The following is a 23,596-nucleotide window of genomic DNA, read 5'->3' on the forward strand; positions in this document are numbered from 1 at the left end:
ACGCGAAGCGATAGCCTGCGCGCACTCGGTTTTGCGGCAACCCTCTGGAGGTTCTGATGCCCTCAAAGAAATCAGGCGGGAGCCTGCGGCTTCCTCGCTTTGCACAACGTGCGTTCGGCGCCTGCTGCGGTGCGCTGGTGTTGACTCTGATGCAAGGCTGCGTCAGCCTGACGCAACCACAAGACACGGCGTTGTCGCGCGAGCCGGGTGAGCGCGTGCTCGGTCATTCTGTCGACGTGGTTGTGGAGGCAAAGAAGCATTGGGAGTTCGCGTGGTTGAGCACTCGGGCCTACAACGCTCACTACATCGAAGCCACCGGAACCGTGCCCGAGCTACCGCGTGTGGAGTCCGGCTCGGCCGGTGTGCAGAGCTTGAAAGCGGAGCGGGACTGCCCCAAACCCGACGATGTGCTCAAGGATGCCGATTGGCACCGGTGGGAAGACTTTCCGGGTCCTATGGATGACGGGCTGGCCGAACGACTGCGCAAGGCGCATCTTCGCGTCGAGGTCTGGGAGCATGTGGCCACGCGTCGCATGGCGGTCGCATTCGGGGGGACTGTATTCACCAATGCTTCCGACTGGTTGTCGAACATTCGCTGGTTCTTGCCCGAAAGAGAGGACGAGTACACGATGATTCAGAAAGAGTTCGTCAAGGCATTTGTCGCCAGGTACAAGGCCCGCGCAAGCGAACCGAGCCACGAATATTTGAGAAGCGGCGGCGGGCTGCGGCTGTATGCGACCGGACATTCACTGGGCGGAGGCCTTGCTCAGCAGTTCGCATATGCGTTGCCCGCTGATCCAGATGTGCCACGCGTTGAGCGCGTGTACGCATTCGACCCGTCGCCAGTGACCGGGTACTACAGCGTGGACGAAGCGGTGCGCGCACCCAATGCCAAGCGGCTGGAGATCGACCGCATCTACGAGCGCGGAGAAGCGCTCGCGTTCGTACGCTCCATCACCAACTTCTTCGTGCCACCGGCCGCCGACGAACCGAAGATCCGCAGCGTGCGGTATGCACTCTTCTACAACGTCAAGACCTTTTGGAACGTTGTCGGCGCCCACTCGATTCCACGCTTGGCCTGCGAACTAGACGAAGCGAAGAACAGGCCCCCGCCGCCAGCGGGCGTCGCCGTGTCATCGAGCGACTGAACTTACGCACGGTCGGATGCGTCACAGGGCGTTACGACGGCAGGCCCCGGGTGTTACCCGAATTGGTGCACCATCGCCTTTCGCCTCCCCTGAAAGTTCTCGCAAAAGGAACCGACCCCATGTCCGACAGCGACATTCGCGACACCCGCGACCGCCCCGAATTCAGGCCCCGCCGCGAGACACCCACCGGCGCCATCGTCGTCGCCGTGCTGGTGCTGCTCGCCGCCGCGTTCTTCGGCTGGCGCTGGTACCAGCAGCAACAGCAACAACCCGCCGAGCCCACGCCCGTGGCCGAGGCCCCCAACGACGCGCCGGCCCCGCCGCCGCCCGTTGCCGCGGCGCCCACGGGGCCGCAGAACCCGGTCGACGCGCTCGCGCCGCCCGATGCCGCGCTGCCCAAGCTGGCCGAGTCCGATTCGCGCGTGATGAAGGCGCTGGCCGAGCTGCTGGGCGCCAAGAACGCGGAGACCTTCCTGCGCTCCGACGGCATCGTGCATCGCTTCGTGACCACGGTCGACAACCTCGCGCGCGAGCAGGCGCCGGCCAACGCATGGCCGGTGCAGCCCACGGGCCAGCGCTTCATCACCGAGGGGCAGGGCGAGGCGCAGGCCATCTCGGCGAACAACGCCGCGCGCTACAACGCCATCGTGCTGCTGGCCCAGTCGGTCGACCCGGCCAAGGCCGCGGCCGTGTACGCCAGGCTGTATCCGCTGTTCCAGCAGTCGTACGAAGAGCTGGGCTACCCGGGGCGCTACTTCAACGACCGGCTCATCGCCGTGATCGACCATCTGCTGCAGGCGCCCGAGCCCACGGGGCCGGTGCAGGTGCGGCTGGTCGAGGTGAAGGGCGACGTGCCCTCGCAGCGCCCGTGGGTGCGCTACGAGTACGTCGACCCGCAGCTGGAGTCGATGTCCTCCGGCCAGAAGATCATGGTGCGCATGGGGCTGGAGAACGAGCGCAAGGTGAAGGCGAGCCTGCGCGGGCTGCGCCAGCAGATCGCCACGGGAGAGGTGGCGAGCGCGGGGAAGAAGAAGCAGCCCTGATCAGTTGCCCTGGTCAGTCGCCTTCAGCGACTGGATGTCGACGCTCCACATCGCGGTGTCGCTGGTCGACACCGCCACCGCGCCGGCGGCCAGCGCGCTGCGCACGTCGTTGTGCGTGCTCACGAAGCCCGAGGCGACGATGGGCGGCAGCGCATTGCGCTCCTTGATGGCGATGTGCGGCAGCATGGGCGCGGGCATCAGCTGAACCAGGTTCGGGTCGCTCTGCTCCACCGCCTTCACGCTGCGCGGCCAGGTCGAGCGGTCGGTCACGAACACCTTCTGCATGGTCAGCAGGCCGGCCCGGTTGGCGCGCTGGATGGTGGCCACGCGGGTGGACACCAGGCTGGTCGCGCCGATCTCCGCCAGATACTCGACACCGCCCTTGTCCGGCGAGATGCCCTCGCAACTGTCGATGTTGACGATCACGATCTTGTCCGCCCGCGTGATGGTGCCCACCACGGCTTGAAGCTTGCGCAGCTCCACGTTCGCGACGATGGCGATCTCGCTCGCGCTGTCGATGAAGGCGTCGATCTGCTCTGCCCCGTAGAGCGTCGCGATGATCGGGTGCCGCGCAAGGCGCGCGCCGAGGGAGCGGTCCATTCGTTGAAACTCAGTCTGCTTGGGTGGGCAGCTCGTCGGTGAGGCCGAGCTTGCCCGGGTTCAGGATGTTCTTCGGGTCCAGCGTGCGCTTCACGGCCTGCAGCACCGCAAACGCGCCGCCCAGCGAATCGGCCATGTAGGGCGCACGCAGCAGTCCCACGCCATGGTGATGGCTCAGCGCGGCATTGTGGCGCACCAGCACCGCGTTGGCCGCGTCCCAGGCGGCGCGGTACCAGCGCGCGCGATCGGCCACCTCGACCTCGCCGCGCAGCGAGAAGTACAGGCAGGCGCCGTCCACGTAGGCATGCGACTGGTGGGCCGAGCCGGCCAGCGTGCCGGGCACCGCGTTGATGGCCGCCACCACCTCGTCGTAGATGGCGGGCAGGTCGCTCCAGCGCCCGCTCATCTCGAGCGTGTCGGCCACGAAGCCGGGGCTGCGCTTGAAGCCCTCGGCGCTCTTGCCTGTGAGGTAACGCGTGTCGAGCCAGCGTTCGAAGATCGCCGGGCCGTCGAGCGCGCGGCCCAGCTCCTTGCATACGCGCTCGCTGATGGCCATGACGGCATCGACCATCTCGGGCGCGCCCTCGTCGGCAATCAGCAGCACGTGCGTGTCGGCCAGCTCGAACTGCACCTTGCTTTCGAGCGCGTCGTACAGCCGCAGCGCCGCCGGGTTGGCGCCGCGCTGCATGATCTCGCGGCAGGCCTGCAGGCCGGTGGCGAAGCTGTCGAAGCCATAGGCAATGGCGTGGCCGTAGTCCGGCAGGCGGTGCAGCTTGAGCCGCACACGCACGATCACGCCGAGCGTGCCTTCGGAGCCGATGAACAGCTGCTGAAGGTCGGAGCCCACCGCCGCGCGCGAGTAGCCGCCCACGCTCACCAGGCTGCCGTCGGCCAGCACCACGTCCATGCCGAACACCATGTCCTCGATCTTTCCGTAGCGCGTCGACAGTTGCCCCGCGCCGCGGCAGGCGACCCAGCCGCCCACGGTGCTGATGCCGAAGGACGAGGGCCAGTGGCCCATGGTCATCCGGTGGTCGCGCTGGATGGTTTCCTCGAACACGTCGCCGAACATGCCGGCCTCCACCTCGACGATCTGGCTGTCGGCGTCGAAGCCGATGAAGCGGTTGAGTTCGCACACGTCCAGCACGATGCCGCCGCGCACCGGCAGCGCGGCGCCGGTCACGTTGCTGCGCCCGGCCGACACCGTCACGGGAACCGACGCGGTATGCGCGATGCGCATCACGGCCTGGATCTGTTCGATGGTCGAGGCGCGCACGATCACGGCCTGCGGCGTGGCGGGCTTGCCGCCGGTTTCGCTGACCATCGAGCCTGCCCACCAGTCGCGCGTCCATGCCACGACGTCGGCGGTGGCGGTCAGCACCTCGTCGGCCGCCCTGCGCAGCGCCTCGATGAGCGCGGGCGCAACCGCCACGGGTGCGCGTTGCAGGCCCGCCGGGCCGTCGGTGGCGGTGGACGGAAGGGTCTTGGCATAGGCCGGCGGCGTGTGCGCGCCCACGACGTAGTTGCGGCGGTTGTAGCCGCGCTGGATGGCGTCTTTGCTGATCATCTACTTCACTCCCATAAGGATGGATTTTTCATGCTCGATGGCAGCGCGGTAGGTGCTGACCTGCCGCGCCGTTTCCGAGGGGGACAGGCCGAGCTCGGCCTGGAGGATTTCGCCCACGCGTGCCGCGGCGCGGCCCGAGGCGTCGCGCGCCATGAGGCGCGCGCGGATGCGCCGCGACAGCACGTCGTCGACGGTGCAGGCGAGTTCATGGCGCACCGCATAGACGATCTCGGCCTCGCTGTGCGGCAGGCCTTCGACGATCTGCTTCTGCAGGCCCGGGTCGGCGTGCAGGATGTCGGTGACGAAGCGCGCCTCGGTGCCGTAACGCTCGCCCAGGTGGGCCGCCATGCCGCCCGAGGCGGTGATGGCCTGCGCGTCGTAGCCGGCGGCGCCCAGCAGGAAGGCCGACTTGGTCTTGCAGGCGTTGCGCTGCCCCAGAACTTTCTGCGCGGCGTCGATGGTCTGCTCGGCCATGTGGCGCGAGGTGGTCAGCTTGCCGCCGACGATGGTCAGGAGCCCGTCGGGCGCGGTGCGAATCTCGTGGTTGCGCTTGATTTCCAGCGTCTTGCCGCCCGGCGGCGCCACCAGCGGGCGGCAACCGGCGATGCTGCCGACCACGTCTTCGGCGCGCAGGTCGGTCTTGAGTGCCGAGCGCGCGCCGTCGAGCAGGAAGTCGAGTTCGTCGCGCGTGCAGCACACGTCGTCGAGGTTGCCGGTGTAGTCCTCGTCGGTGGTGCCCAGGTACGAGACGTCGCCCCAGCGCGTGATGGTGGCGCGCCGGTTGCGGCCCGGCACCGGAATGGTCACGGTGCAGTCGTTGCGGATCTTCAGCCACGGAATGGCCACGTGCACGCCCTTGGCGGGGCGCACGTTCAAGGTTTTTTCCTCGTTCTTCTTGCGGCCGTCCCAGTCACGCAGCCACACGCCGGTGGCCATGACGACGACGCCGGCGCGCGCGCGAATCTCACGGCCGTCGGCCTGCACCACCGCGCCGTCGACCTTGCCGTGGGCGTTGCGTGTGATCTCGACGGCCTTTGCGTGGTTGATCACCGCGGCGCCATGGAAGGCGGCTGTGCGCGCGATGTTGAGCGTGAGCCGCGCGTCGTCCACGCGCGCGTCGAAATACATGAAGCCACCGGTCAGGTGCTCTTCGCGGAAAGTGGGGCAGTGCGACAGCACCTCGGCCTTGGACAGCTTCTGGTGCAGGATGCCCTCGCGCCAGCCGCCCGCGATGTCGTAGGTCCACAGCAGGCTCTCGAAGGCCTTGGCCAGGCGCTTGTCGAACACGCCCTCGCGCTCCATCACCGGAAACAGGAAGGGCAGGCGCTGCACCAGATGCCGCGCGTTGCGGCGCAGCCGCTGGCGTTCCAGCAGCGAGTGGCGCACCAGGCCGAGGTTGCCCTGCTCGATGTAGCGCAGCCCGCCGTGCACCATCTTCGACGACTTGGACGAGGTGCCGAAGGCGAAGTCGTCCTTCTCCACCAGCGCCACGCGGTAGCCGCGCAGGCTGGCGTCGAGCGCGGCATAGGCACCGGTGACGCCGCCGCCGACGATCAGCATGTCGAACTGTTCGTCGGCCAGGCGCGCGAGCTGCTCCTGGCGGTTCAGCCGCAGCGGCTCGGTGGTCGTCATCGCGGCGCGGTCCTTGGACGGCCGCAGGGATGGCAGGACCCTCATCGTGGGAGCTCTCCTGTTGAAACGTTCTTGAAGTGGCGCGCCTGCGCGAGTTCGGCTTCGACGCGCGCGTGCCACAGCGCGCGCCGCGCCTGGCGTTCGGCCGCGTCGACCGAGGGCTCGAACACCGCGTCGGTGGCCAGCGTGGCGCGGGCCTGCTGCAGCGAGTTCCACAGCAGGCCCGACGAACCGGCGAGGAAGGCGATGCCGCGCAGGCTGGCACGGTCTGTCTCCGCCATGCGGCGCACGGGCATGCCGGTGAGGTCGGCCTGGATCTGCAGCAGCGTGGAACTGCTCGACAGCCCGCCGCCGACGACGAGTTCGGACACGCGCACGCCCGATACCTCTTCGTTCGACTGGATGCACGAGGCCACCGAATGCGCGATGCCTTCGAGCACGGCGCGTGCCACTTCGGCGCGCGTGGTGGCCATCGAAATGCCGGTGAGCGACGCGCGCGCGGCAGGCTCCATCGCTGGCACGCGCAGGCCGGTCAGCGCGGGGATGAAGGTGACGTCGCGCGAAGTGCCGGCGGTGGCCGCGAGCTGGCTGATCTGCTTCGCATCGTCGAACCACTGCAGCTTCTCGCAGACCCAGTTCAGCGCGGAACCGGTGGTGGCAACGAAGGTCTCCACCGCGAAGTGCGAGACACCCTGCGCGCGGCGTGCGGTCATGGTGAGCGTGCCGTCGTGCAGGCCGGCATTGGCGGGTTGCACCGGGCCTGTGATCACGTCGACGAAGCTGCCGGTGCCGTGCACGCACATCGCCTGCTCGCGGTCGAGGCAGCCCAGGCCGATGGCACCCGCGTGCTGGTCGCCCGCGCAGGCCAGGATGGGCACGTCGATGCCCAGCAGGTCGGCGCGGGTTCGGCCGAACTGGTCGGCGTCCTCGCGCAGCGCGGGCAGCAGCGCACGGGGAAAGCCGAGTGCGTCGATCCACTCGAGGTGGTAGCGGTGCTCGGCCAGCACGTAGGCGCTGCCGGAGGTGACGTTGGTGGGCGTCGTCACGCAGGCGCGCTGGTCCGACAGGTGCCACAGCAGCCAGCTGTCGATGGTGCCGAAGGCCAGGCGGCCTTCGTCGAAGGCGCGGGAAACGGCCGGCGTTTCCCGCAGGTGGTGCGTGGCCCAGAGGTAGGGCGAACGCACGCCCACCGGGCGGCCCATCTGCCTGACCAGCACGCGGTCCCAGTCCGGCGCAAGCCGGTTCAACTCGTCGACATAGCGCGTGTCTTGCCACACCATGACCGGCACGAGCGCGCGGCCAGTGCGGGTGTCCCACAGCACGGCCGAGCAGCGTTGGGTGGCGATGGCGAGCGCGGCGATGCGCTTGTTTTCGGCATGGGCGCGCGCGATGGCCGTGCGGCACACGGCCAGGGTCTTTTCCAGGATCGCGTTCGCGTCCTGTTCGACCACGCCGGGGCGTGGCGTGTCGACCTGCAGCGGCGCGTACTCGAGGCACGACACGTGCCCGTCGCGGCCGACCACGGCTGCCCGGGTGCCCGAGGTGCCTTCGTCGATGGAGAGGATCACGTCCTCGGTGGTGGACTTCATCGGTTCATTTTTCCCACGGCTGGCTGGAGGGTTTCGGTGAGCACGCGCACGTCGTCTTCGAACTGCGGCGCGCCGGCTTCGTTGTCGGGGTTGATGGTGGTGCGGGTCGGGTCCCAGCGGATCGCGAAGCAGATCGCGCTGGCAACGAGCGGCACCACCGACAGGATCAGGAAGGTGTGCTCCAGCCCGTACTTCTCGCGGAACAGCGGAAACACCAGCAGCCCCAGCGCCGCGCCGATGGAACCCAGCGCGCCGATGATGCCGTTGGCTCCCGCGCGCAACTCGCTTCGGAACGACAGCGACGACAGGCTCTTGCCGTTGGCGCCCGGCCCGCCCGAATGGAACAGGATGAACAGCGACGGCACGATCACCGCCAGCCACAGCGGCATGCGACCGTGGAACAGCCCCAGCGTGAGCAGCATGAGGAACACCATTGCAAAGCCGAAGGCCGAGGCGCGGCGCAGGCCGAGCTTTCGGCCGATCCACGGCGAGAGAAAGCCACCGAAGATGCCGAACACGTTGAAGGCCAGCGCGCCGAGCGTGGCCTGCGCGAAGTTCTTGCCGAACAGCGTGGCGCTGATCAATGGCAGGTACCAGCACACCGCGAAATACTGGATCGACTGGCCGATCTGCACGGTGGCCGCGAGCACGGTGCGCTGCAGGTACACGCCGCGAAAGATCAGCAGCACGTTGGCCGCGCCGCGGCGCGCCTGGTTGAGCACCGGCAGTCGTTCACTGAGCGGCGCGGCCACGAAGCGCTGGCCGTAGATGCGGCTCATGGCGCGGGCGGCGTCGTCGAAGCGTTCCTTGCGGGCGAGCCAGACCGGGCTTTCGACCAGCAGCGCGAACTGCAGCACGAGAATGGTCACACCGAACACCGCCGTGGCCGCCACCGAGTAGCGCCAGATCGCGTCGCCCACGTCCCACGAATAGAACATCAGCGCCAGCAGCAGGTTGGTGCACACCGCTGCGTACCACATGCCCTGCCAGGTGTTGAGCCGGCTCTTGAGCTTGGCCGGCGTGAACTCGGCCAGCACCGCCATCGCGATGGCGAAGTCGATGCCGTAGGCCGCCCCCACGAAGAAGCGGCCGACCAGGATCATTTCGAAGCTGGGTGCGAACACCACCAGCACCGCGCCGATCACGGCCAGGAGCTTGGCGAGGATGAGCGGGCGAATGCGGCCCCAGCGGTCGGCCATCCAGCCGCCGATGGGGTTGAACGCAATGGCGACCCACGAGGCCATCGACGTCATCAGCGCGACCTGCGCGGCGGTGAGCGACAGGTTGCGCGTCATCGGGCCGAGGCCCGCGCTCAGTGCGGAATTGGAAAAGGCGTCGAGGAACAGTCCGCCGAGTGCGAGCCACCAGATGACAGCGGCCCGGCCGACGATTCCCTGGCGTGAATCCAGGTAGGCGATGACATCGTCGATGCCGCGGATCTTGATCGCGTTGGGTTGCACAGTTGTCTCCATTGGAATAATCCGCAAGAAGACGATGCAAACCATGCAGGCGCGACAAAGCCATCTCACAGATGGTCTTTAAATCTGAACCTGTACGCAAATTTTAAGTGCGAACTTTTCGTTGAGTCAACGAAGGCCGGGGCGGTGTTAACCACTAGCGCCCCGGCATGCTCACAGCTTCGACCCGCCATCCACCCGCAGCGTGTCCCCCGTGACCCAGCGCGCGGCGTCCGACGCCAGAAACGCGATCGCACCTGCGATGTCATCGGGCTGCGCCACGCGCTGCAGCGCCTGCAGCGACAACGTGAAGTCGCGGCCCGCGTCGGTCTTCGCGAACTTCGACATGTCGGTCTCGACCACGCCCGGGGCCACCGCGTTCACGCGGATGCCGCGCGCGCCGAGCGCCGACGCGAAGTGCTTCACCAGCGTGTCGATGGCGCCCTTGGTCGCGGCATAGGCCGACAGCGCGCCGACCGAGGCGTGCGCGGCCAGCGACGACACCAGCACCACGCTGCTGCCCTTGCCGAGGATGGGCAGCAGCTGCTGCACCAGGAAGAAGGGCGCGCGCACGTTGACGGCGAACATCTGGTCGAAGGCCTCGACGGTGGTCTCCTCGATGGTGCCGCCGACCGACACGCCGGCATTGGCCACGAGGATGTCGAGCCGCTCGCCCACCACCTCGCGCACCTGGCGCGCGAGCAGGTGCGGGCCGTCCGGCGCGCCGAGGTCGGCCTTCACCGCGTCGGCGCGGCCACCCGCGGCGCGGATGTCCGCGACGACAGCGTCGGCCTCGGCGGCGCCGCTGCTGTAGTGCACGAGCACCTGCGCGCCGGCCTGGGCGAGCGCCAGCGCGCTGGCGCGCCCGATGCCGCGCGACGCGCCGGTGACGAGGGCTGTTTTTCCTTGGAGCGGGTTCATGTCGGTTTCCTTTCAAGGCAGACGCGGGAGGTATTGCTGTCTGCCGGAGTTGCTTCGGCGAGTTGCCTTTGCATGGGAGTGAATCTAGGGCTCGGGTGCACGCTTCACAAAGACTTTGTAAGCTGGGCCCCATACCTCACAGGCATGGAGCCTTCATATGGAACTGCGTCACCTCCGCTACTTCGTCGCCGTGGCCGAAGAGGGCAGCCTCACGGTGGCGGCCGAACGCAGGCTGCACACCGCGCAACCTTCGCTGAGCCGGCAGATTCGCGATCTCGAATACGAAGTCGGCACGCCGCTGCTGACGCGCAACGCGCGCGGCGTGGCGCTCACGGCCGCGGGCAAGGCCTTTCTCGACCATGCGCGCCTGGCGTTGGCGCAGGTCGAGGCGGCGGGCGAAGCGGCGCGGCGCGCGGCCATGCCCGCCAAGACTTCTTTCGCGCTGGGCTTCTTGACGGGGCAGGAGATCGACTGGCTTGCCGAGGTGATGCGCACGCTGCGCGACGAGCTGCCGAACATCGAGGTGACGGTGCACAGCCAGTACTCGCCCAGCCTGGCCGAAGGGCTGATGCGCGGCCAGCTCGACCTGGCCTTCATGCGCCGCGAGCCCGACCTGCCGGAGCTGGTGTTCAGGCGGGTGACGCAAGAGCCGCTGGTCGTGGTGCTGCCGAGCGACCACGCGCTGGCCGCGCGCGAGCGCATCGACCCGCGCTCGCTCGCGCACGAGACTTTCATCCAGGTGTCCGACACCGCGCCTGCGCTGCGCCGCGTGATCGACGACTACCTGCGCCAGAACAAGCTCGCCGTCACGCCGGGGCATGCGGCCGACAACCTCGCGATGGCGATCTCGCTCGTCGCGTCGACGCGCGGGGTGGCGCTGCTGCCGGTCTATGCGCTGAACTTCCTGCCGTGGTCGGTGGTGAGCCGGCCGCTCGAGGCCGTGACGGGCGAAGGCACTGGGAAGGGACGAGGCAAGGCGAAAGGCGAGGTACCGAGCATCGACCTGGTGGTGGGCTACCACAAGGCCAACAGCTCGCCGCTGCTGCAACTGTTCCTGTCCCGCATGGACGAGATGGTCGCGCGCGTGGCGGCGAAGGCGCACTAGACGACGTGTTCTGCGGTGCGCTGTGTGGTGCGCTCTGTTGTGCGCGCTTTGTTCCGGCCGGGACAATTCAGCGCCGTCTTCGTTCCTAGAGTCGCGTGCTTCGACATACGCAACGAGGCACCACAACAATGAAGACAACCATCCGCGACACCGTGCTGAAGGCAGCCGCAAGCGCCGCACTCCTGCTCGCTGGCCCGCTGCAAGCGCAGGCTGCTACGGTGCAGCAACTGTCCGTGCAATCCGCCGTGCCCGACCCGCTGGCCGGCGCCGATGCGGCCAAGGGCACCGAAGGCACCAAGGTCGCGTTCACGCTCTTCCTGCCCGACACGAAACCCGAAGGCGGCTACCCGCTGGTGCTGCATGCGAGCGGCTTCGGCCTGCCGCGCCTGCAGGCCTTGCCGCCGCGCGACACCGACCCGGCCGCGAGCTACTGGGCGCGCCTGGACCGGCTCGTGCCCACGCTGGTGGAGCGCGGCTTCGCGGTCATCAGCTTCGACCACCGGGGCCACGGCGGCAGCGGCGGCGACAGCCGCATCATGGATCCGCAGGCCGAGATTGCCGACATTCGCGCGCTGGTCGACTGGGCCGAGCGCGAGCTGCCCTTGCGCAAGGGCGCCGATGGCCGCGCGCGCATCGGCAGCATCGGCGGCTCGTACGGCGGTGGCTACCAGATGCAGCTGGCGCAGCTGGAGCCACGCATCACCACGGTGATTCCGTCGATGACCTGGTACGACCTGCAGCATTCGCTGGCGCCGCAAGGCGTGCTGAAAGAAGGCTTCGTCCAGTTCGAATGCTTCATGGCCCAGCGCGGCAAGGTGCGCGACGGCGGGCTGCTGCGGCCCCTGTGCGACGCCGCACCCAAGCCGGGCGCATGGGCGTGGAACGACATCGGCGCCGATGCCCCGCGCCTGCGCGCGGCCTACCAGGCGCACGGCACCTCGGGCGCGAGCTGGGCCGGGCAGCCGGTGCGGCGCGTCGATGCGCTGGTGGTGCAGGCCAGCGAAGACGTGCTGTTCGACATGGGCGAGGGGCTGCGCAACTGGCGCGAGTTGAAGTCCGGCGGTGGCGACGTGCGGCTGATGGTGCTGCGCTCGGGCCACGTCAATCCGCGCGCCGGCCAGCGCGAGAAACCCGCGCGGTGCGGCACGGTCGATGCCATGGACGCGATGCTGGCGTGGCTCGATGCGAAGCTGCGCGACCAGGGCGCCGGGCTGTCGTCGGTGCCCTCGCTGTGCATCGCGCTGGACGACGGCACGGCCTTCCAGGGGCCGACGCCGGTTGCCGCGCAGGTCGGCGCGGCGCTCGCGCCGACGCTGGTCGAAGCGGGCGCCAGGGGGCTTCGGTTCGTGGCGCTGCCAGCCGATGTGCTGGCGCGCCAGGGGGCGGGAGCCGTATTGGCCGGCGTGCCCGAAGCGGAGCTCGACGTGCAGCCGAAGGCCGGCCCCGGCGTGGCGCTGGTGGGGCTCGCGCTGCGCCGCCGAAACGGCGATGTCACGCTGCTGTCGGACCAGGTGGTGCCCGTGCCTCCGGGCCGGCACCGTGTCGCGCTGGGTGGCGTGGCCGCGCGCATGCAGCCGGGCGACGAGCTGGGCGTGGCGCTGTTCGCCACGCATGCGCAGTACGTGTGGGCGCCAGCGTCCGACACATTCGCGGAGGCACCGGTGGCCGGCATCACCGCCGACAACGCTTATGCGGTGTCGGGCCGCGTGTGGCTGCCGCTGTCGACCGACGCGGCGCCGCAGTAGCCGCGCAGCGCATCGAGCCGCTGCAGCGTGACGACCTGGTAGCCGAGCTGGAGCAGGCCCTCGGCCTCCAGCTGCTTCAGTGCCGTGTTCAGCCGCGGGCGCGACATGTTGCAGTAGTTCGCCAGTTCCGCCTGCGACACGCGCAGCGCCAGCGAGCGCGGCGGAAAGGCCGAGGGGCTGAACAGCGACGCCAGGCTCTGCGCCACCTTGGCGACCGGGTCCAGCGTGCGGTCCGACAGCGTGAGCGCCATCGACTGGGTGAGCCGCTCGCTCATCAGCCGCAGCACGAAGCGGTTGAACGCGGGGTTGGTGTCGAGCAGGTGAAAGAACGCGGCTTTGGGCAGCTTGATGATCACCGCGTCGGACAGCGCCACCGCATCGCACACGCGCGGGCTGTCCTGCAGCAGCTCGACCTCGCCGACCCAGCTGAAGGCCTGGCCCATGAAGGTCACCGGCTTGCCCGAGGCCGAGGTGGTGCACAGCTTCATGCTGCCGCGCGCCATGCCGACCCAGTGCTCGGCCGCATCGCCGCGGTGCCAGATGGGCTGGCCCGCCGCGAGTTCGACGAAGCGCAACTGCGGCAGCAGCGCCGCGCCTTCGGCATCGCTCAGCGTGTGGGCCCACACGCAGTCGCGCCAGCGCGACTTGAGCGACGCGAGCTCGTGCGGGTCCACGCGCGCCTCCACGCGCGGGTCAGGCCCTGTCGGCGGCCTGCGCGGCCTCTTCGGTTTCGTTGTACTCGCCCACCGGCACGCAGCTGCAGAACAGGTTGCGGTCGCCGTACACGTTGTCGACGCGCCCGATGGGGGGCCAGTACTTCGCGTGCTTCAGCTCGGCCAGCGGGAACGCGCCGAGTTCGCGCGAGTACGGGTGCGCCCATTCGGCGCCGAGCAGGCTGGCCGCGGTGTGCGGTGCGTGCTTGAGCGGGTTGTCTTCCTTCGGCCACACACCCTCTTCGATGCGGCGGATTTCGCCACGAATGGCGATCATCGCGTCGATGAAGCGGTCGAGCTCGGCCAGGGGCTCGCTCTCGGTGGGCTCCACCATCAGCGTGCCGGGCACGGGGAAGCTCAGCGTGGGCGCGTGAAAGCCGTAGTCGATCAGGCGCTTGGCCACGTCTTCGGCGGTCACGCCGCTGGTGTCCTTCAGCGGGCGCAAATCGAGGATGCACTCGTGCGCGACATGGCCGTTCGGGCTTGCGTACAGCGTGGGGTAGTGGTCCTTGAGGCGCGCGCTGATGTAGTTGGCGCTCAGGATGGCCGTTTCGGTCGCGGCCTGCAGGCCCTTGGCGCCCATCATGCGGCAGTACATCCAGCTGATCGGCAGCACGGCCGCGTTGCCCAGCGGCGCGGCGGACACCGCCCCCACGCCGTTCGACGCTACACCCGCCGTGGCGTGGCCCGGCAGGTAAGGCACCAGGTCTTCGACCACGCACACCGGGCCCACGCCCGGCCCGCCGCCGCCGTGCGGAATGCAGAAGGTCTTGTGCAGGTTCAGGTGGCTCACGTCGCCGCCGAACTCGCCCGGCGCGGCCACGCCGACCAGCGCGTTCATGTTGGCGCCGTCGACGTACACGCGCCCGCCGTGTTCATGCACCAGCTCGCACAGTTCCTTCACGCGCGTCTCGAACACGCCGTGCGTGCTGGGGTAGGTGATCATCACGGCGGCCAGCTTGTCGCTGTGCTTCTCGCAGGCGCGCTTCAGGTCGTCCATGTCGACGTTGCCCTGCGCGTCGCAGGCCGTCACCACCACCTGCATGCCCACCATCTGCGCGCTGGCCGGGTTGGTGCCGTGCGCCGAAGACGGAATGAGGCAGATGTTGCGATGGCCTTCGCCCTTGGCCGCATGGAAGCCCTTGATGGCCAGCAGGCCCGCGTACTCGCCCTGCGAGCCCGCGTTGGGCTGCAGGCTGATGCCCGCGTAGCCGGTGGCCTCGCACAGCCAGGCGCGCAGCTGCGCGTCGAGCTGGGCGTAGCCCTGCAGCTGTTCGGCGGGCGCGAAGGGGTGGATGTTGGCGAACTCGGGCCAGGTGATGGGGATCATCTCGCTGGTCGCGTTGAGCTTCATGGTGCAGCTGCCCAGCGGGATCATGCTGCGGTCGAGCGCAAGGTCCTTGTCGGACAGGCTGCGGATGTAGCGCAGCATCGCGGTCTCGCTCTTGTGGGTGTTGAACACCGGGTGCGTGAGAAAGGCGCTGGTGCGGCGCAGGTCCTCGGGAATCAGCGGCGCGGCGCTGGCGGCCAGGTCGTCGAAGCGCGGCATCGCGGTGCCCGCGGGCACGAACAGCGCCCACAGCGTCTCGACGTCGGCGCGCGTGGTGGTCTCGTCCAGCGAAATGCCCAGGTGGTGCTGCAGCCGCTGGCGCAGGTTGACGCCGCCAGCCTGCGCGCGCTCGATGATGGCGTGCGTGTCGTCGCCGGTGCTCACGGTGAGCGAGTCGAAGGCGGTGGCGTTGACGGGCTCGCGGCCCATCTGCGACAGGCCCTTGGCCAGGATGGCGGTGAGCGCGGCCACGCGCTGCGCGATGCGCGTGAGGCCGTCGGGCCCGTGGTACACGGCGTACATGCTGGCCACCACGGCCGGCAGCACCTGCGCGGTACAGATGTTCGACGTGGCCTTTTCGCGGCGGATGTGCTGCTCGCGCGTTTGCAGCGCGAGGCGGTAGGCGGGCTGGCCGTGCGTGTCGACGCTCACGCCCACCAGGCGGCCGGGCAGCGAGCGCTTGAACGAATCGCGGCAGGCCAGGTAGGCGGCGTGCGGGCCGCCGTTGCACAGCGGCATGCCGAAGCGCTGCGTGGTGCCGCAGACGATGTCGGCATCGAACTCGCCGGGGGCCACCAGCAGCGTGAGTGCCAGCAGGTCGGCCGCGACGATGAGGGCGGCGTCGCACTGGTGCGCATGGCCCGCGAGCGGGCGCAGGTCGTGCACATGGCCGGTGGTGGCGGGGTACTGCGCGAGCACGCCGAAGAACTCGCCGCTCACCATCAGGTGCGGCAGCGTCTCGGACACCGTGCTGACCTTGACCTCGATACCCAGCGGCGCGGCGCGCGTCCTGATGACCTCGATGGTCTGCGGGTGGCAGTCGCCCGACACCAGGAACACGTTGCTCTTGCTCTTGACGCTGCGCTTGGCCAGCGTCATGGCCTCGGCCGCGGCCGTGGCCTCGTCGAGCATCGAGGCGTTGGCGATGGCCATGCCCGTGAGGTCGCACACCATCGTCTGGAAGTTGAGCAGCGCCTCCATGCGGCCCTGCGAAATCTCGGCCTGGTAGGGCGTGTACGCGGTGTACCAGGCGGGGTTCTCCAGAACGTTGCGCAGGATGACTCCGGGCGTGTGCGTGCCGTAGTAGCCCTGGCCGATGAAGCTCCTGAACACCTTGTTCTTCGACGCCAGCGTCTTCAGCTCGGCCAGCGCGTCGGCCTCGGTCACCGGCGCGGGCAGGCGCATCGGCCGGGCGCGGCGAATGGCCGCGGGCACGATGCCGTCGATGAGCTCGGCCCGCGTGGCCGAGCCGATCACCGGCAGCATGCGCGCCTCGTCCGCCGCATCGATGCCGATGTGGCGGGCAAGGAATTCTTCGGCGTTCTCTAGTTCTTGCAAAGAGGGAAGGGCGGGCGTCGGCATGGCGGTGACTGTCTATCGGCGTTGATAAAGGAACTCGGCGGAAAAGAGCTCGGCGGAAAAGAGCTCAGCGGTCGGCGCCGGGCCGCCCCAAGGCGGCCCGCGCCTTCCCCGTGGGGGACGGAGAAGCACACGAAGCGGCAAGCCGAGGGGCAAACATCATTTCAGGATTCGGCGGCGAACTTGTCGTAGCTGGCCGAGTCGAGCAGCGCGTCGAGTTGCGCGGGTTCGCTCAGCTTGACCTTGAAGAACCAGCCGCTGGCCAGCGGGTCGCTGTTGGCCAGCGAGGGGTCGGCGCGCAGGGCCTCGTTCACTTCGACGATCTCGCCCGACACGGGCATGAACACGTCGGCGGCGGCTTTCACCGACTCGACCACGCCGGCCACTTCGCCCTGGGCAAAGCTCTTGCCGACTTCGGGCAGGTCGACGAACACCACGTCGCCCAGCGCGTCCTGCGCGTGCACGGTGATGCCGACGGTGGCGGCATCGCCTTCGGCCGCCACCCATTCGTGGTCCTTGGTGTACTTGATGCTCATGAAAAACTCCTCGTGGAAAAAATGTTTCGGGGTGCAGAGCCTAGCCGGGTCCGGGGGCGGTCGGCAGGCTCAGCCGCGGTAATAGCGGGTCGGCACGAAGGGCAGGGTCGAGACTTCCATCGGCACCGGCCTGCCGCGCACGATGGCCTGGATGCGCGTGCCCGGCTCGGCGAACGCCGTGGCCACGTAGCCCATGGCGATGCAGCGGTCGGCCGTGGGGCCGAGCAGGCCGCTGGTGACGATGCCGATGTCGTGGCCCTCGAAGGACTGCAGCAGCGTGCCGTCGCGCACCGGAATGCGCTCCAGCGCCACCAGGCCCACGCGCTTGCGCTTGAGCGTGTCGTGGTCGGTGTGGCCGGCCGCGCCCGGGGTGGCCGCGGCGAGCTGCGCCAGGATCCTGGCCGCACCGGGAAAGCCGCCTTCGCGCGCGCCACCGGCGCGGCGCACCTTCTGCATCGCCCAGTTGAGCGAGGCCTCGACCGGCGTGGTGGTGGTGTCGATGTCGTTGCCGTACAGGCACAGGCCGGCCTCGAGCCGCAGCGAATTGCGCGCGCCCAGGCCGATGGGCTTCACTTCGGGCTGGGCGAGCAGCAGGCGCGCCAGCGGCTCGGCGTCGGTGGCGGCCACCGAGATCTCGAAGCCGTCTTCGCCGGTGTAGCCGCTGCGGGTGACGAAGGCTGGCACCTTCGCGTCGCCGTCGCCGATCTGCACCGCGCCGCCGGTCATGAACACGAAGCGCTCGATGCCGGGCGACAGGCGCGCCAGCGTGGCGGCCGCCTGCGGGCCCTGCAGCGCCAGCAGCGCTTGGTCGGGCAGGGGCTGCACGGTGCAGCGGCTGCCGATCTTCTGCTGGATGTGCGCGATGTCGGCCACCTTGCAGGCGCCGTTGACGATCACGAAGAGCGAGCCGTTGCCTTCGTTGAAGAACATCAGGTCGTCGAGGATGCCGCCCTCGTCGTTCAGCAGCAGGCCGTAGCGCTGCTTGCCGGCGGGCAGGTCGATCACGTCGACGGGCATCAGGGTTTCGAAGGCGGCCGCGGCGTCGGGGCCGACCAGGCGCAGCTGGCCCATGTGGGAAATGTCGAACAGGCCGGCCGCGTCGCGCGTGTGCTTGTGCTCGGCCATCAGGCCGGCGGGGTATTGCACCGGCATGGTGTAGCCGGCGAAGGGGACCATGCGGGCGCCGAGCTCGACGTGCAGGTCGTGCAGGGGTGTCTTCAACAGGGTGTCGGAGGCGGAAGCAGCGGAAGCGGCGGGAGCAGCGGAAGCAGTGGAAGAGGCCATGGGGCACTCCAAAGGGGCAGACGAAATCCATGACGCAAGCCATGGGCCACCCCTGCTGTCCGCTTTACCTGAGAGATTCGCCCCACGATCGGGGTTTGCTCCTTCGGTGGGCCGTTGCACCGTGGGGTGCGGCGGCCTCTCTCCAGCAAGGAAACGCCGGTGTGCACCGGCGCCTTGTCAGTCCTTTTGCCTGAGCGTTCGGGAGACCCCTGCGCCTTCGGCGGCCCCGTCGCGCGGGGCTCTCTCCTGACCCGGGCGAGTGTAGTGGATCGCGGCGCGCGGGGCTTTGGCCTCAGTGAACGATTTCAGCCGGCGGCAGCAGCCGGTCGATGCGCTCGCGCAGCGACTCGGCGCGCTCGGCCCCGGCCGCCTTCTCGACCTCGCTGAGCATCAGCGCGGCAATGGTCATCATCGCCTCGCGGTCGCGCGCTTCGCGCAGGGCGTCGCGCATCTGCGACGCGAACTTGGGGTCGCGGCGCACGAACATGCGCTCGCAGATGTCGAACAGGAACATGCGCGTGGTCGCCAGCGAGCGCTTGCCGTCGAAGCTGTCGGCCGAGGTGCTGACCTGGATCGGGTCGACCGCCGGCAGCGCCGCCATGGCTTGAGCCGCCTGGGCGTCGCTGGCCGCTTGCGCGGCCTGCGATGCCTGCGATGCCTGCGATGCCTGCGACGCCAGTAGCGCGGCCTGGGCGGCAGCTGCAGCCGCCGCGTGCGGGTCTTGCAGGTAGCCGCGCTGCACCAGGGCCGACAGCGCCTGCTCGGCCTCGTCCCGCGTGCTGAACAGCGGGCTGAAGTCGGTCAGCGAGCGCCGGCCGTCGGCCATGAGCAGCAGCGCGCGCTCGCGCTGGCTGAGCGTGCGCTGGCGGCCCTGGAGTTCGTCGCGCGCCTTGTCGGTCTTGGTGGGAAACATGGCAGCCACAGCTTTTTCGGGAATCGAGGGCTGCAGCATCGTTGCAAGTGGTGACATCTTCATGAACGTTCTACTTACACGGGCAATCGCCGCTGTCGACCTCGGCCGCCTGCGATTTCCTTGCGAGTGAGCCACGGAACGGGAGTCGACCTCACACGCGCGTTCGTTTTCTTAGAAGCAGATGGCGCGAAGTCCTCCCCGTTGGACCGCTGCGCGGCAGTCAGACCAGTCCGAAAGCGGTCGGCCCCGCCCCCTGTCGAAACCGCGCGGCGTCGCGGGCTGGGGAGATGCCGAACAACCTGGCGTACTCCCGGCTGAATTGCGAAGGGCTTTCATAGCCGACCGCGTAAGCGGTCCTGGCGGCATCGCCGCTGGCCACGATCAGCTTTCTCGCTGCATGAAGGTGCAGCGTCTTTTGGTATTGCAGCGGGCTCATGCCTGTGGCCGCCTTGAAGTGGCGGTGGAAAGACGGCACGCTCATGCCGGCCAACTCGGCAAGCGCCGATACCGAAAGGGACGTGTCGACTTGCTGGCGTATCCGCTGGATCACCTCGCGGATTCTCGCCAGCTGGCCGTCCACGCTGAGCGCCTGTCGCAGCATGGGGGCATGCGGACTGCGCAGCAGTTGGTACAGCACCTCCCGCTCACGTCCTTTTGAAAGCGCGGCGATGTCATCGGGGCGATCCAGAAGCGCCAGCAGGCTGTCGAGCGCCTCCAGAAGCGGTTGCGAGACGGTCGCCACGCCGAATCCCATGGTTTGCGGCAATGTAGAAACCGGCGGCAGCTCGGTGACCAGGTTCGCGAGCATGGCGTGGTCGAGCGTCAGGCCCACTGCGACATAGGGCTTGTCGGTTTCCGCTTCGAGCACGCAACCGGTCGCGGGCAATTCGACGGCGGATGCGAAAGAGTGCGCCGTCCCGTAGCGGATGAGGTGACCGCCGACAAGAACCTGCTTCACGCCTTGCAGCACCACGCACACCATCGGCTGGCAGAACGCGGTTTCCGGGATCAGGGGTTGGCGGACGACACCGAGGCTCAGGTTGGGAATCGGTGTCTCGGTATGGATGCCGTCGACATGAGCGATGACCCGGTCACGCATTTTTTCGAGAAGTTCATCCATTCCCGGATCATGTGGCCCTTTCTTCGGCTTGGCAACGCGGCTGATAGGTTCAGGCAAGAGGTCGAGACGATCGACCTCGACCCTGTTTCGCGCATCGGCGATGGTCGGCAGGCACTCACATGAACCTGCGTACGGACACACCGCCATGACCCCCGAGAAAATCCCACCCAAGTCGTTTTCGCCATCGCCGCGCACCGTCGTCATCACCGGCGGCAACTCCGGCCTGGGTTTCGCCTGCGCCCGAACGCTGCTTGCCGCGTCGCCGCCATGGCACGTCGTTCTCGCCTGTCGCGATCCGGCGCGGGCGCGCGGCGCGGTCGATGCACTTCGAAAGACGGCGGTGGCCGGCGCAAAAGTCGAGGCAATGGTTCTGGACCTGGCATCGCTGGCTTCGGTACGCACGTTTTCTGCAGCGCTGAGCCGCAGGCTGAAGGCAGGCGAACTGCCACCTCTGCATGGCCTGGTCTGCAATGCCGCCATGCAGGGCGCGAAGGTGTTCACGATCGATGGCTTCGAATTCACATTCGGTGTGAATCACCTGGGGCACTTTCTGCTCGTGAACCTGCTGCTGCCGTTCCTCGAGGCGCCTGCACGCATCGCCGTCGTTGCCAGCGGCGTGCACGACCCGGCGCAACTGGAGGGGCTGCCGGCCAGTGCCGGCGTGCCTCCGCCTGCCTGGAACACCCCGGCCAAGCTCGCCCTCGGCGAACTTGGGCCGGAAGCCGCAGCTGACGATGCAGACGCCGACCGCGGCCGGCGCTATTCGACGGCCAAGCTCGCAAACATCTATTTCACCTATGGATTGGCTGCGCGACTGCCTCCTGGTGCGACGGTCAATGCATTCGATCCGGGCCTGATGCCGGGCACAGGCCTGGCCCGGGAATATTCCGCCATCGGCCGGTTCATGTGGCACTTCGTGATGCCAAGGGTGATCCCGCTGCTCCGCTTGCTCATCACGAAGAACATTCACACACCCGAGGCGTCCGGCGCGGCGCTCGCACGCCTCATCACCGATCCGGCGTTGGCCAAGACCAATGGCAGATATTTCGAAGGACTGCAGGAGATACGCTCCTCCGTCGCGTCGTACGACGAAGGCCGCGCGACGGAACTCTGGGAGGGCAGCACAGCCCTGACGGCCCAAGCGGCCTTCCGGCCGGTCCGCGGTACTCACACTGATGCGCAAGGCGTCAGTCGGGAACTTCCTGCGGCGAGTCCTGGGCGCAGCGCCTGAATGGCGTGCAGCACCAACCAGCACGCAGCAGATACATCGGCTATGCCTGCTGCATGCATGTCCGTGTCGATCGAGCTAGCTGCGGCCAGAGCCAAGTCGAGCCGCCCGCCATCTGACCGGCGTGACCCCCTCCCATGCCTGGAACGCCCGCTGGAAGGAATTGAGTTCCTCGAAGCCCAGCAGGAACGCGATCTCGCCGAGTTCCAGCGTCGTGGCTTCGAGCATCTTGCAAGCGCTGGAACGACGGATGCCGTCGAGCAACTGCTGATAGCTGGTGCCGTCCATCGCCAGCCGGCGTTGCAAGGTGCGCGAACTCATGCACAGCTCGCTGGCGATGGCGGCCATGGCGGGGCGCTGTCCTTGCATGTGCGCTGCGATGCTGGCCTGGACACGTTCGATGAGCGAAGGCTGTGCCATGTGTTCCCGGAGCGCCGTTTCGAGGCCCGGAATCATCAACTCCAGCAATTCGGGGTTGTGCGACAGAAAGGGTTCGTCGAGCTTGCTGCGCGAGAAAACCAGCAGGTCGCGTGGTGCGCCGAAGCGGACTTCGCAGCCGAAATGCTGTGCCAGCATCTCGACGTTTCCGTGGGCGCGTGTGAACTCCAGGCGATGCGGCGCCAATCGCGCGCCGCCGGTTCCGAGCGAGAACAGGCGCACGATCGAGGCGAATCCGCCCTCGGACAGGTAGGCGGGCACGGGCTCCTCGCTCAGCAGCCATTGCGATTCGAGACTTGTCTCTTCGCCGCGCGTCGCCAGCGTCCAGACGGCCGGGCACACGATACGTTTGTAGCGTGAGATCTTGGCGATGGCCTCGGCGAAGTTCGCCGAGTGCAGGGCCGCGACAGTGGCGACGTCGTATCGCCCGGGCATGTGCCGCGCGCCGAGCTGCATTCCGAAATCCGCCGGCAGTCCCATCCCTTCGATGGCGCGCCAAAGCCCGAAGTACTGGCGCGTCGTCACGCTCGCCTTGCCGGCGTGGAACAGCGACTGCGGCAAGCCGGCGGCATGAAGAAGCCGATGCATGTCCAGGCCGTGCGCAGCAGCGAGGGCCGGGACGAAGGCCGGAAGAATGATCTGGTCTTTCAGCTGCATCGGGGAAGTGTAGGCAGGTCATTCCGGCGCGACGAATCGCATCGCGCCAACGCGATGCCCGGGATTGGCGCGTTCGGATGACGCGATGGCGCAATCGGATTCAGCGCGAACCGGGCTCTGCCCGAGAGTCGAGCTTCTTCATCGGAGTATTCATGGAAAAACGAGTTTCCCAGTGGGCGTTGGTGACCGGCGCATCGAGTGGCTTGGGTGCAGCGCTCGCCGCGGACCTCGCCGGTCGTCGCATCAACCTTGTGCTCGCCGCACGCCGCGAGCAACCGATGCAGCAGCTTGCGGCCCGGCTGCGCGAGGCGCACGGCGTCGATGTGCAGGTCGTGGCCATCGACCTCGCGCGACCCGGCAGTGCGCGCGCCTTGCAGGCACGCCTGGACGAGCGCGGCATCGCCGTGGACATCCTGATCAACAACGCGGCGTTCGGCCTCAGCGGTGCCTTTCTCGACCAGGACGAGGCGCGGCTCAACGAGATGATCCGGCTCGACGTGACGACTGTCACCGAGCTGGCCCAGGTCTTCGGGCAGCGCATGGCTGCGAGGAGGCGCGGGTACATGCTGCTAGTGGCGAGCATGGCGGCCTACCAGCCGACGCCGATGCTGGCGGTGTACGGCGCGGCCAAGGCGTACGTGTTGTCGCTGGGCGTGTCGCTGCACGCCGAGCTCGGCGGCCGCGACGTGAGCGTGACTGTGCTCTCGCCCGGCCTCATGGACACCGGCTTCGCCGCCGCGGCGCAATACCGCGCGCCGAAGTCGGCGCAGCGCGCCATGCTGGCACCAGCCGATGTCGCGCGCATCGGGCTCGACGCCATGTTCGCCGCCAGGTCGAGCGTGATCGCGGGGAGGCTCAACAACATCTCGGCGTTCCTGACGCGTTTCATGTCGCGCCGGCTCCAGGCCCGGCTCGTGCTCAAGATGGCCGTCAGCTCAAGCCATGACGATACTTTTCATTCGCCTGGATTCATCTTCAGGGAGGTTTGCTGA

The 23,596-nt window shown here is 68.3% G+C and carries 19 protein-coding genes and 2 riboswitches; of the genes, 6 read left to right on the plus strand and 13 right to left on the minus strand.

The features are described from left to right. Nucleotides 1-56 precede the first annotated feature (56 nt). Nucleotides 57-1,148 carry a hypothetical protein gene (locus tag AB6807_RS19755; RefSeq protein WP_371085872.1) on the plus strand — a complete coding sequence of 364 codons (1,092 nt, stop codon included), beginning with the start codon at nt 57-59 and terminating at the stop codon, nt 1,146-1,148. Between the two features lie 119 nt (nt 1,149-1,267). Next, on the plus strand, nt 1,268-2,191 hold the full coding sequence (locus tag AB6807_RS19760) for a DUF3014 domain-containing protein (RefSeq protein ID WP_116909677.1): 924 nt from the start codon (nt 1,268-1,270) through the stop codon (nt 2,189-2,191). Here AB6807_RS19760 and AB6807_RS19765 read toward each other — a convergent pair whose 3' ends face one another. The 6 genes from AB6807_RS19765 to AB6807_RS19790 form a co-directional block, all read right to left on the minus strand. Continuing rightward, nucleotides 2,192-2,791 (minus strand): glycerol-3-phosphate responsive antiterminator, encoded by a 600-nt coding sequence (locus AB6807_RS19765; protein ID WP_371085873.1) that lies wholly within the window; start codon nt 2,789-2,791, stop codon nt 2,192-2,194. Between the two features lie 10 nt (nt 2,792-2,801). Beyond that, nucleotides 2,802-4,358 carry an FAD-binding oxidoreductase gene (locus AB6807_RS19770; protein WP_371085875.1) on the minus strand — a complete coding sequence of 519 codons (1,557 nt, stop codon included), beginning with the start codon at nt 4,356-4,358 and terminating at the stop codon, nt 2,802-2,804. Beyond that, nucleotides 4,359-6,035: an FAD-dependent oxidoreductase gene (locus AB6807_RS19775; protein WP_371085876.1), complete on the minus strand. Its 1,677-nt coding sequence runs from the start codon at nt 6,033-6,035 to the stop codon at nt 4,359-4,361. Further along, nucleotides 6,032-7,579, minus strand: a complete 1,548-nt coding sequence (locus tag AB6807_RS19780) for an FGGY family carbohydrate kinase (protein WP_371085877.1) — start codon at nt 7,577-7,579, stop codon at nt 6,032-6,034. Before AB6807_RS19780 ends, AB6807_RS19775 begins: the two co-directional genes overlap by 4 nt. Then, complete coding sequence (locus AB6807_RS19785; protein WP_371085878.1) at nt 7,576-9,039, minus strand: nitrate/nitrite transporter; 1,464 nt, start codon at nt 9,037-9,039, stop codon at nt 7,576-7,578. Before AB6807_RS19785 ends, AB6807_RS19780 begins: the two co-directional genes overlap by 4 nt. A gap of 171 nt (nt 9,040-9,210) precedes the next feature. Beyond that, nucleotides 9,211-9,957 carry an SDR family NAD(P)-dependent oxidoreductase gene (locus AB6807_RS19790; protein ID WP_371085879.1) on the minus strand — a complete coding sequence of 249 codons (747 nt, stop codon included), beginning with the start codon at nt 9,955-9,957 and terminating at the stop codon, nt 9,211-9,213. 157 nt (nt 9,958-10,114) lie between these two features. On the opposite strand from AB6807_RS19790, the gene AB6807_RS19795 reads away from it, so the two are divergent. Further along, nucleotides 10,115-11,062 (plus strand): LysR family transcriptional regulator, encoded by a 948-nt coding sequence (locus tag AB6807_RS19795; RefSeq protein ID WP_371085880.1) that lies wholly within the window; start codon nt 10,115-10,117, stop codon nt 11,060-11,062. 128 nt (nt 11,063-11,190) lie between these two features. Further along, nucleotides 11,191-12,807, plus strand: coding sequence for an alpha/beta fold hydrolase (locus AB6807_RS19800; RefSeq protein WP_371085881.1), 1,617 nt, complete (start codon nt 11,191-11,193; stop codon nt 12,805-12,807). Here AB6807_RS19800 and AB6807_RS19805 read toward each other — a convergent pair. The 6 genes from AB6807_RS19805 to AB6807_RS19830 all read right to left on the minus strand — a co-directional run bounded on the left by AB6807_RS19805 (nt 12,750) and on the right by AB6807_RS19830 (nt 20,485). Then, on the minus strand, nt 12,750-13,481 hold the full coding sequence (locus AB6807_RS19805; RefSeq protein WP_371085882.1) for a Crp/Fnr family transcriptional regulator: 732 nt from the start codon (nt 13,479-13,481) through the stop codon (nt 12,750-12,752). The two genes, AB6807_RS19800 and AB6807_RS19805, sit on opposite strands and share 58 nt — an antisense overlap. Before the next feature lie 19 nt (nt 13,482-13,500). Continuing rightward, a complete protein-coding gene (gene gcvP, locus AB6807_RS19810; RefSeq protein WP_371085883.1) occupies nt 13,501-16,431 on the minus strand; it encodes an aminomethyl-transferring glycine dehydrogenase in 2,931 nt (976 codons plus the stop codon). Between the two features lie 161 nt (nt 16,432-16,592). Continuing rightward, on the minus strand, nt 16,593-16,964 hold the full coding sequence (gene gcvH / locus AB6807_RS19815; protein WP_116909673.1) for a glycine cleavage system protein GcvH: 372 nt from the start codon (nt 16,962-16,964) through the stop codon (nt 16,593-16,595). Between the two features lie 69 nt (nt 16,965-17,033). Next, nucleotides 17,034-18,248, minus strand: coding sequence for a glycine cleavage system aminomethyltransferase GcvT (gene gcvT / locus AB6807_RS19820; RefSeq protein ID WP_371085884.1), 1,215 nt, complete (start codon nt 18,246-18,248; stop codon nt 17,034-17,036). Between the two features lie 45 nt (nt 18,249-18,293). After that, nucleotides 18,294-18,404, minus strand: a riboswitch (glycine riboswitch). Between the two features lie 16 nt (nt 18,405-18,420). Then, nucleotides 18,421-18,507, minus strand: a riboswitch (glycine riboswitch). Between the two features lie 33 nt (nt 18,508-18,540). Then, complete coding sequence (locus AB6807_RS19825; RefSeq protein WP_371085885.1) at nt 18,541-19,224, minus strand: hypothetical protein; 684 nt, start codon at nt 19,222-19,224, stop codon at nt 18,541-18,543. A 157-nt stretch (nt 19,225-19,381) separates the two neighbouring features. Further along, nucleotides 19,382-20,485, minus strand: a complete 1,104-nt coding sequence (locus AB6807_RS19830; RefSeq protein ID WP_371085886.1) for an AraC family transcriptional regulator N-terminal domain-containing protein — start codon at nt 20,483-20,485, stop codon at nt 19,382-19,384. Here AB6807_RS19830 and AB6807_RS19835 point away from each other — a divergent pair. Then, a complete protein-coding gene (locus tag AB6807_RS19835; protein WP_371085887.1) occupies nt 20,427-21,512 on the plus strand; it encodes an SDR family NAD(P)-dependent oxidoreductase in 1,086 nt (361 codons plus the stop codon). The two genes, AB6807_RS19830 and AB6807_RS19835, sit on opposite strands and share 59 nt — an antisense overlap. A 75-nt stretch (nt 21,513-21,587) precedes the next feature. On the opposite strand, the gene AB6807_RS19840 is transcribed toward AB6807_RS19835, so the two are convergent. Beyond that, a complete protein-coding gene (locus AB6807_RS19840; RefSeq protein ID WP_371085888.1) occupies nt 21,588-22,604 on the minus strand; it encodes an AraC family transcriptional regulator ligand-binding domain-containing protein in 1,017 nt (338 codons plus the stop codon). A gap of 152 nt (nt 22,605-22,756) precedes the next feature. Here AB6807_RS19840 and AB6807_RS19845 point away from each other — a divergent pair, with 152 nt between their 5' ends. Further along, nucleotides 22,757-23,596 (plus strand): SDR family NAD(P)-dependent oxidoreductase, encoded by an 840-nt coding sequence (locus tag AB6807_RS19845; RefSeq protein ID WP_371085889.1) that lies wholly within the window; start codon nt 22,757-22,759, stop codon nt 23,594-23,596.

It is taken from the genome of Variovorax sp. RCC_210, assembly GCF_041355175.1.
In the GTDB taxonomy this organism is placed as follows: domain Bacteria; phylum Pseudomonadota; class Gammaproteobacteria; order Burkholderiales; family Burkholderiaceae_C; genus Variovorax.

Coding starts and splice junctions, on each gene's coding strand:
- gcvT (WP_371085884.1), bottom strand. CDS start 18,248: ATGGCCTCTTCCACTGCTTCCGCTGCTCCCGCCGCTTCCGCTGCTTCC.
- AB6807_RS19825 (WP_371085885.1), bottom strand. CDS start 19,224: ATGAAGATGTCACCACTTGCAACGATGCTGCAGCCCTCGATTCCCGAA.
- gcvH (WP_116909673.1), bottom strand. CDS start 16,964: ATGAGCATCAAGTACACCAAGGACCACGAATGGGTGGCGGCCGAAGGC.
- AB6807_RS19800 (WP_371085881.1), top strand. CDS start 11,191: ATGAAGACAACCATCCGCGACACCGTGCTGAAGGCAGCCGCAAGCGCC.
- AB6807_RS19765 (WP_371085873.1), bottom strand. CDS start 2,791: ATGGACCGCTCCCTCGGCGCGCGCCTTGCGCGGCACCCGATCATCGCG.
- AB6807_RS19770 (WP_371085875.1), bottom strand. CDS start 4,358: ATGATCAGCAAAGACGCCATCCAGCGCGGCTACAACCGCCGCAACTAC.
- AB6807_RS19845 (WP_371085889.1), top strand. CDS start 22,757: ATGGAAAAACGAGTTTCCCAGTGGGCGTTGGTGACCGGCGCATCGAGT.
- AB6807_RS19830 (WP_371085886.1), bottom strand. CDS start 20,485: ATGACGACGGTGCGCGGCGATGGCGAAAACGACTTGGGTGGGATTTTC.
- gcvP (WP_371085883.1), bottom strand. CDS start 16,431: ATGCCGACGCCCGCCCTTCCCTCTTTGCAAGAACTAGAGAACGCCGAA.
- AB6807_RS19790 (WP_371085879.1), bottom strand. CDS start 9,957: ATGAACCCGCTCCAAGGAAAAACAGCCCTCGTCACCGGCGCGTCGCGC.
- AB6807_RS19760 (WP_116909677.1), top strand. CDS start 1,268: ATGTCCGACAGCGACATTCGCGACACCCGCGACCGCCCCGAATTCAGG.
- AB6807_RS19840 (WP_371085888.1), bottom strand. CDS start 22,604: ATGCAGCTGAAAGACCAGATCATTCTTCCGGCCTTCGTCCCGGCCCTC.
- AB6807_RS19775 (WP_371085876.1), bottom strand. CDS start 6,035: ATGAGGGTCCTGCCATCCCTGCGGCCGTCCAAGGACCGCGCCGCGATG.
- AB6807_RS19795 (WP_371085880.1), top strand. CDS start 10,115: ATGGAACTGCGTCACCTCCGCTACTTCGTCGCCGTGGCCGAAGAGGGC.
- AB6807_RS19780 (WP_371085877.1), bottom strand. CDS start 7,579: ATGAAGTCCACCACCGAGGACGTGATCCTCTCCATCGACGAAGGCACC.
- AB6807_RS19835 (WP_371085887.1), top strand. CDS start 20,427: ATGACCCCCGAGAAAATCCCACCCAAGTCGTTTTCGCCATCGCCGCGC.
- AB6807_RS19755 (WP_371085872.1), top strand. CDS start 57: ATGCCCTCAAAGAAATCAGGCGGGAGCCTGCGGCTTCCTCGCTTTGCA.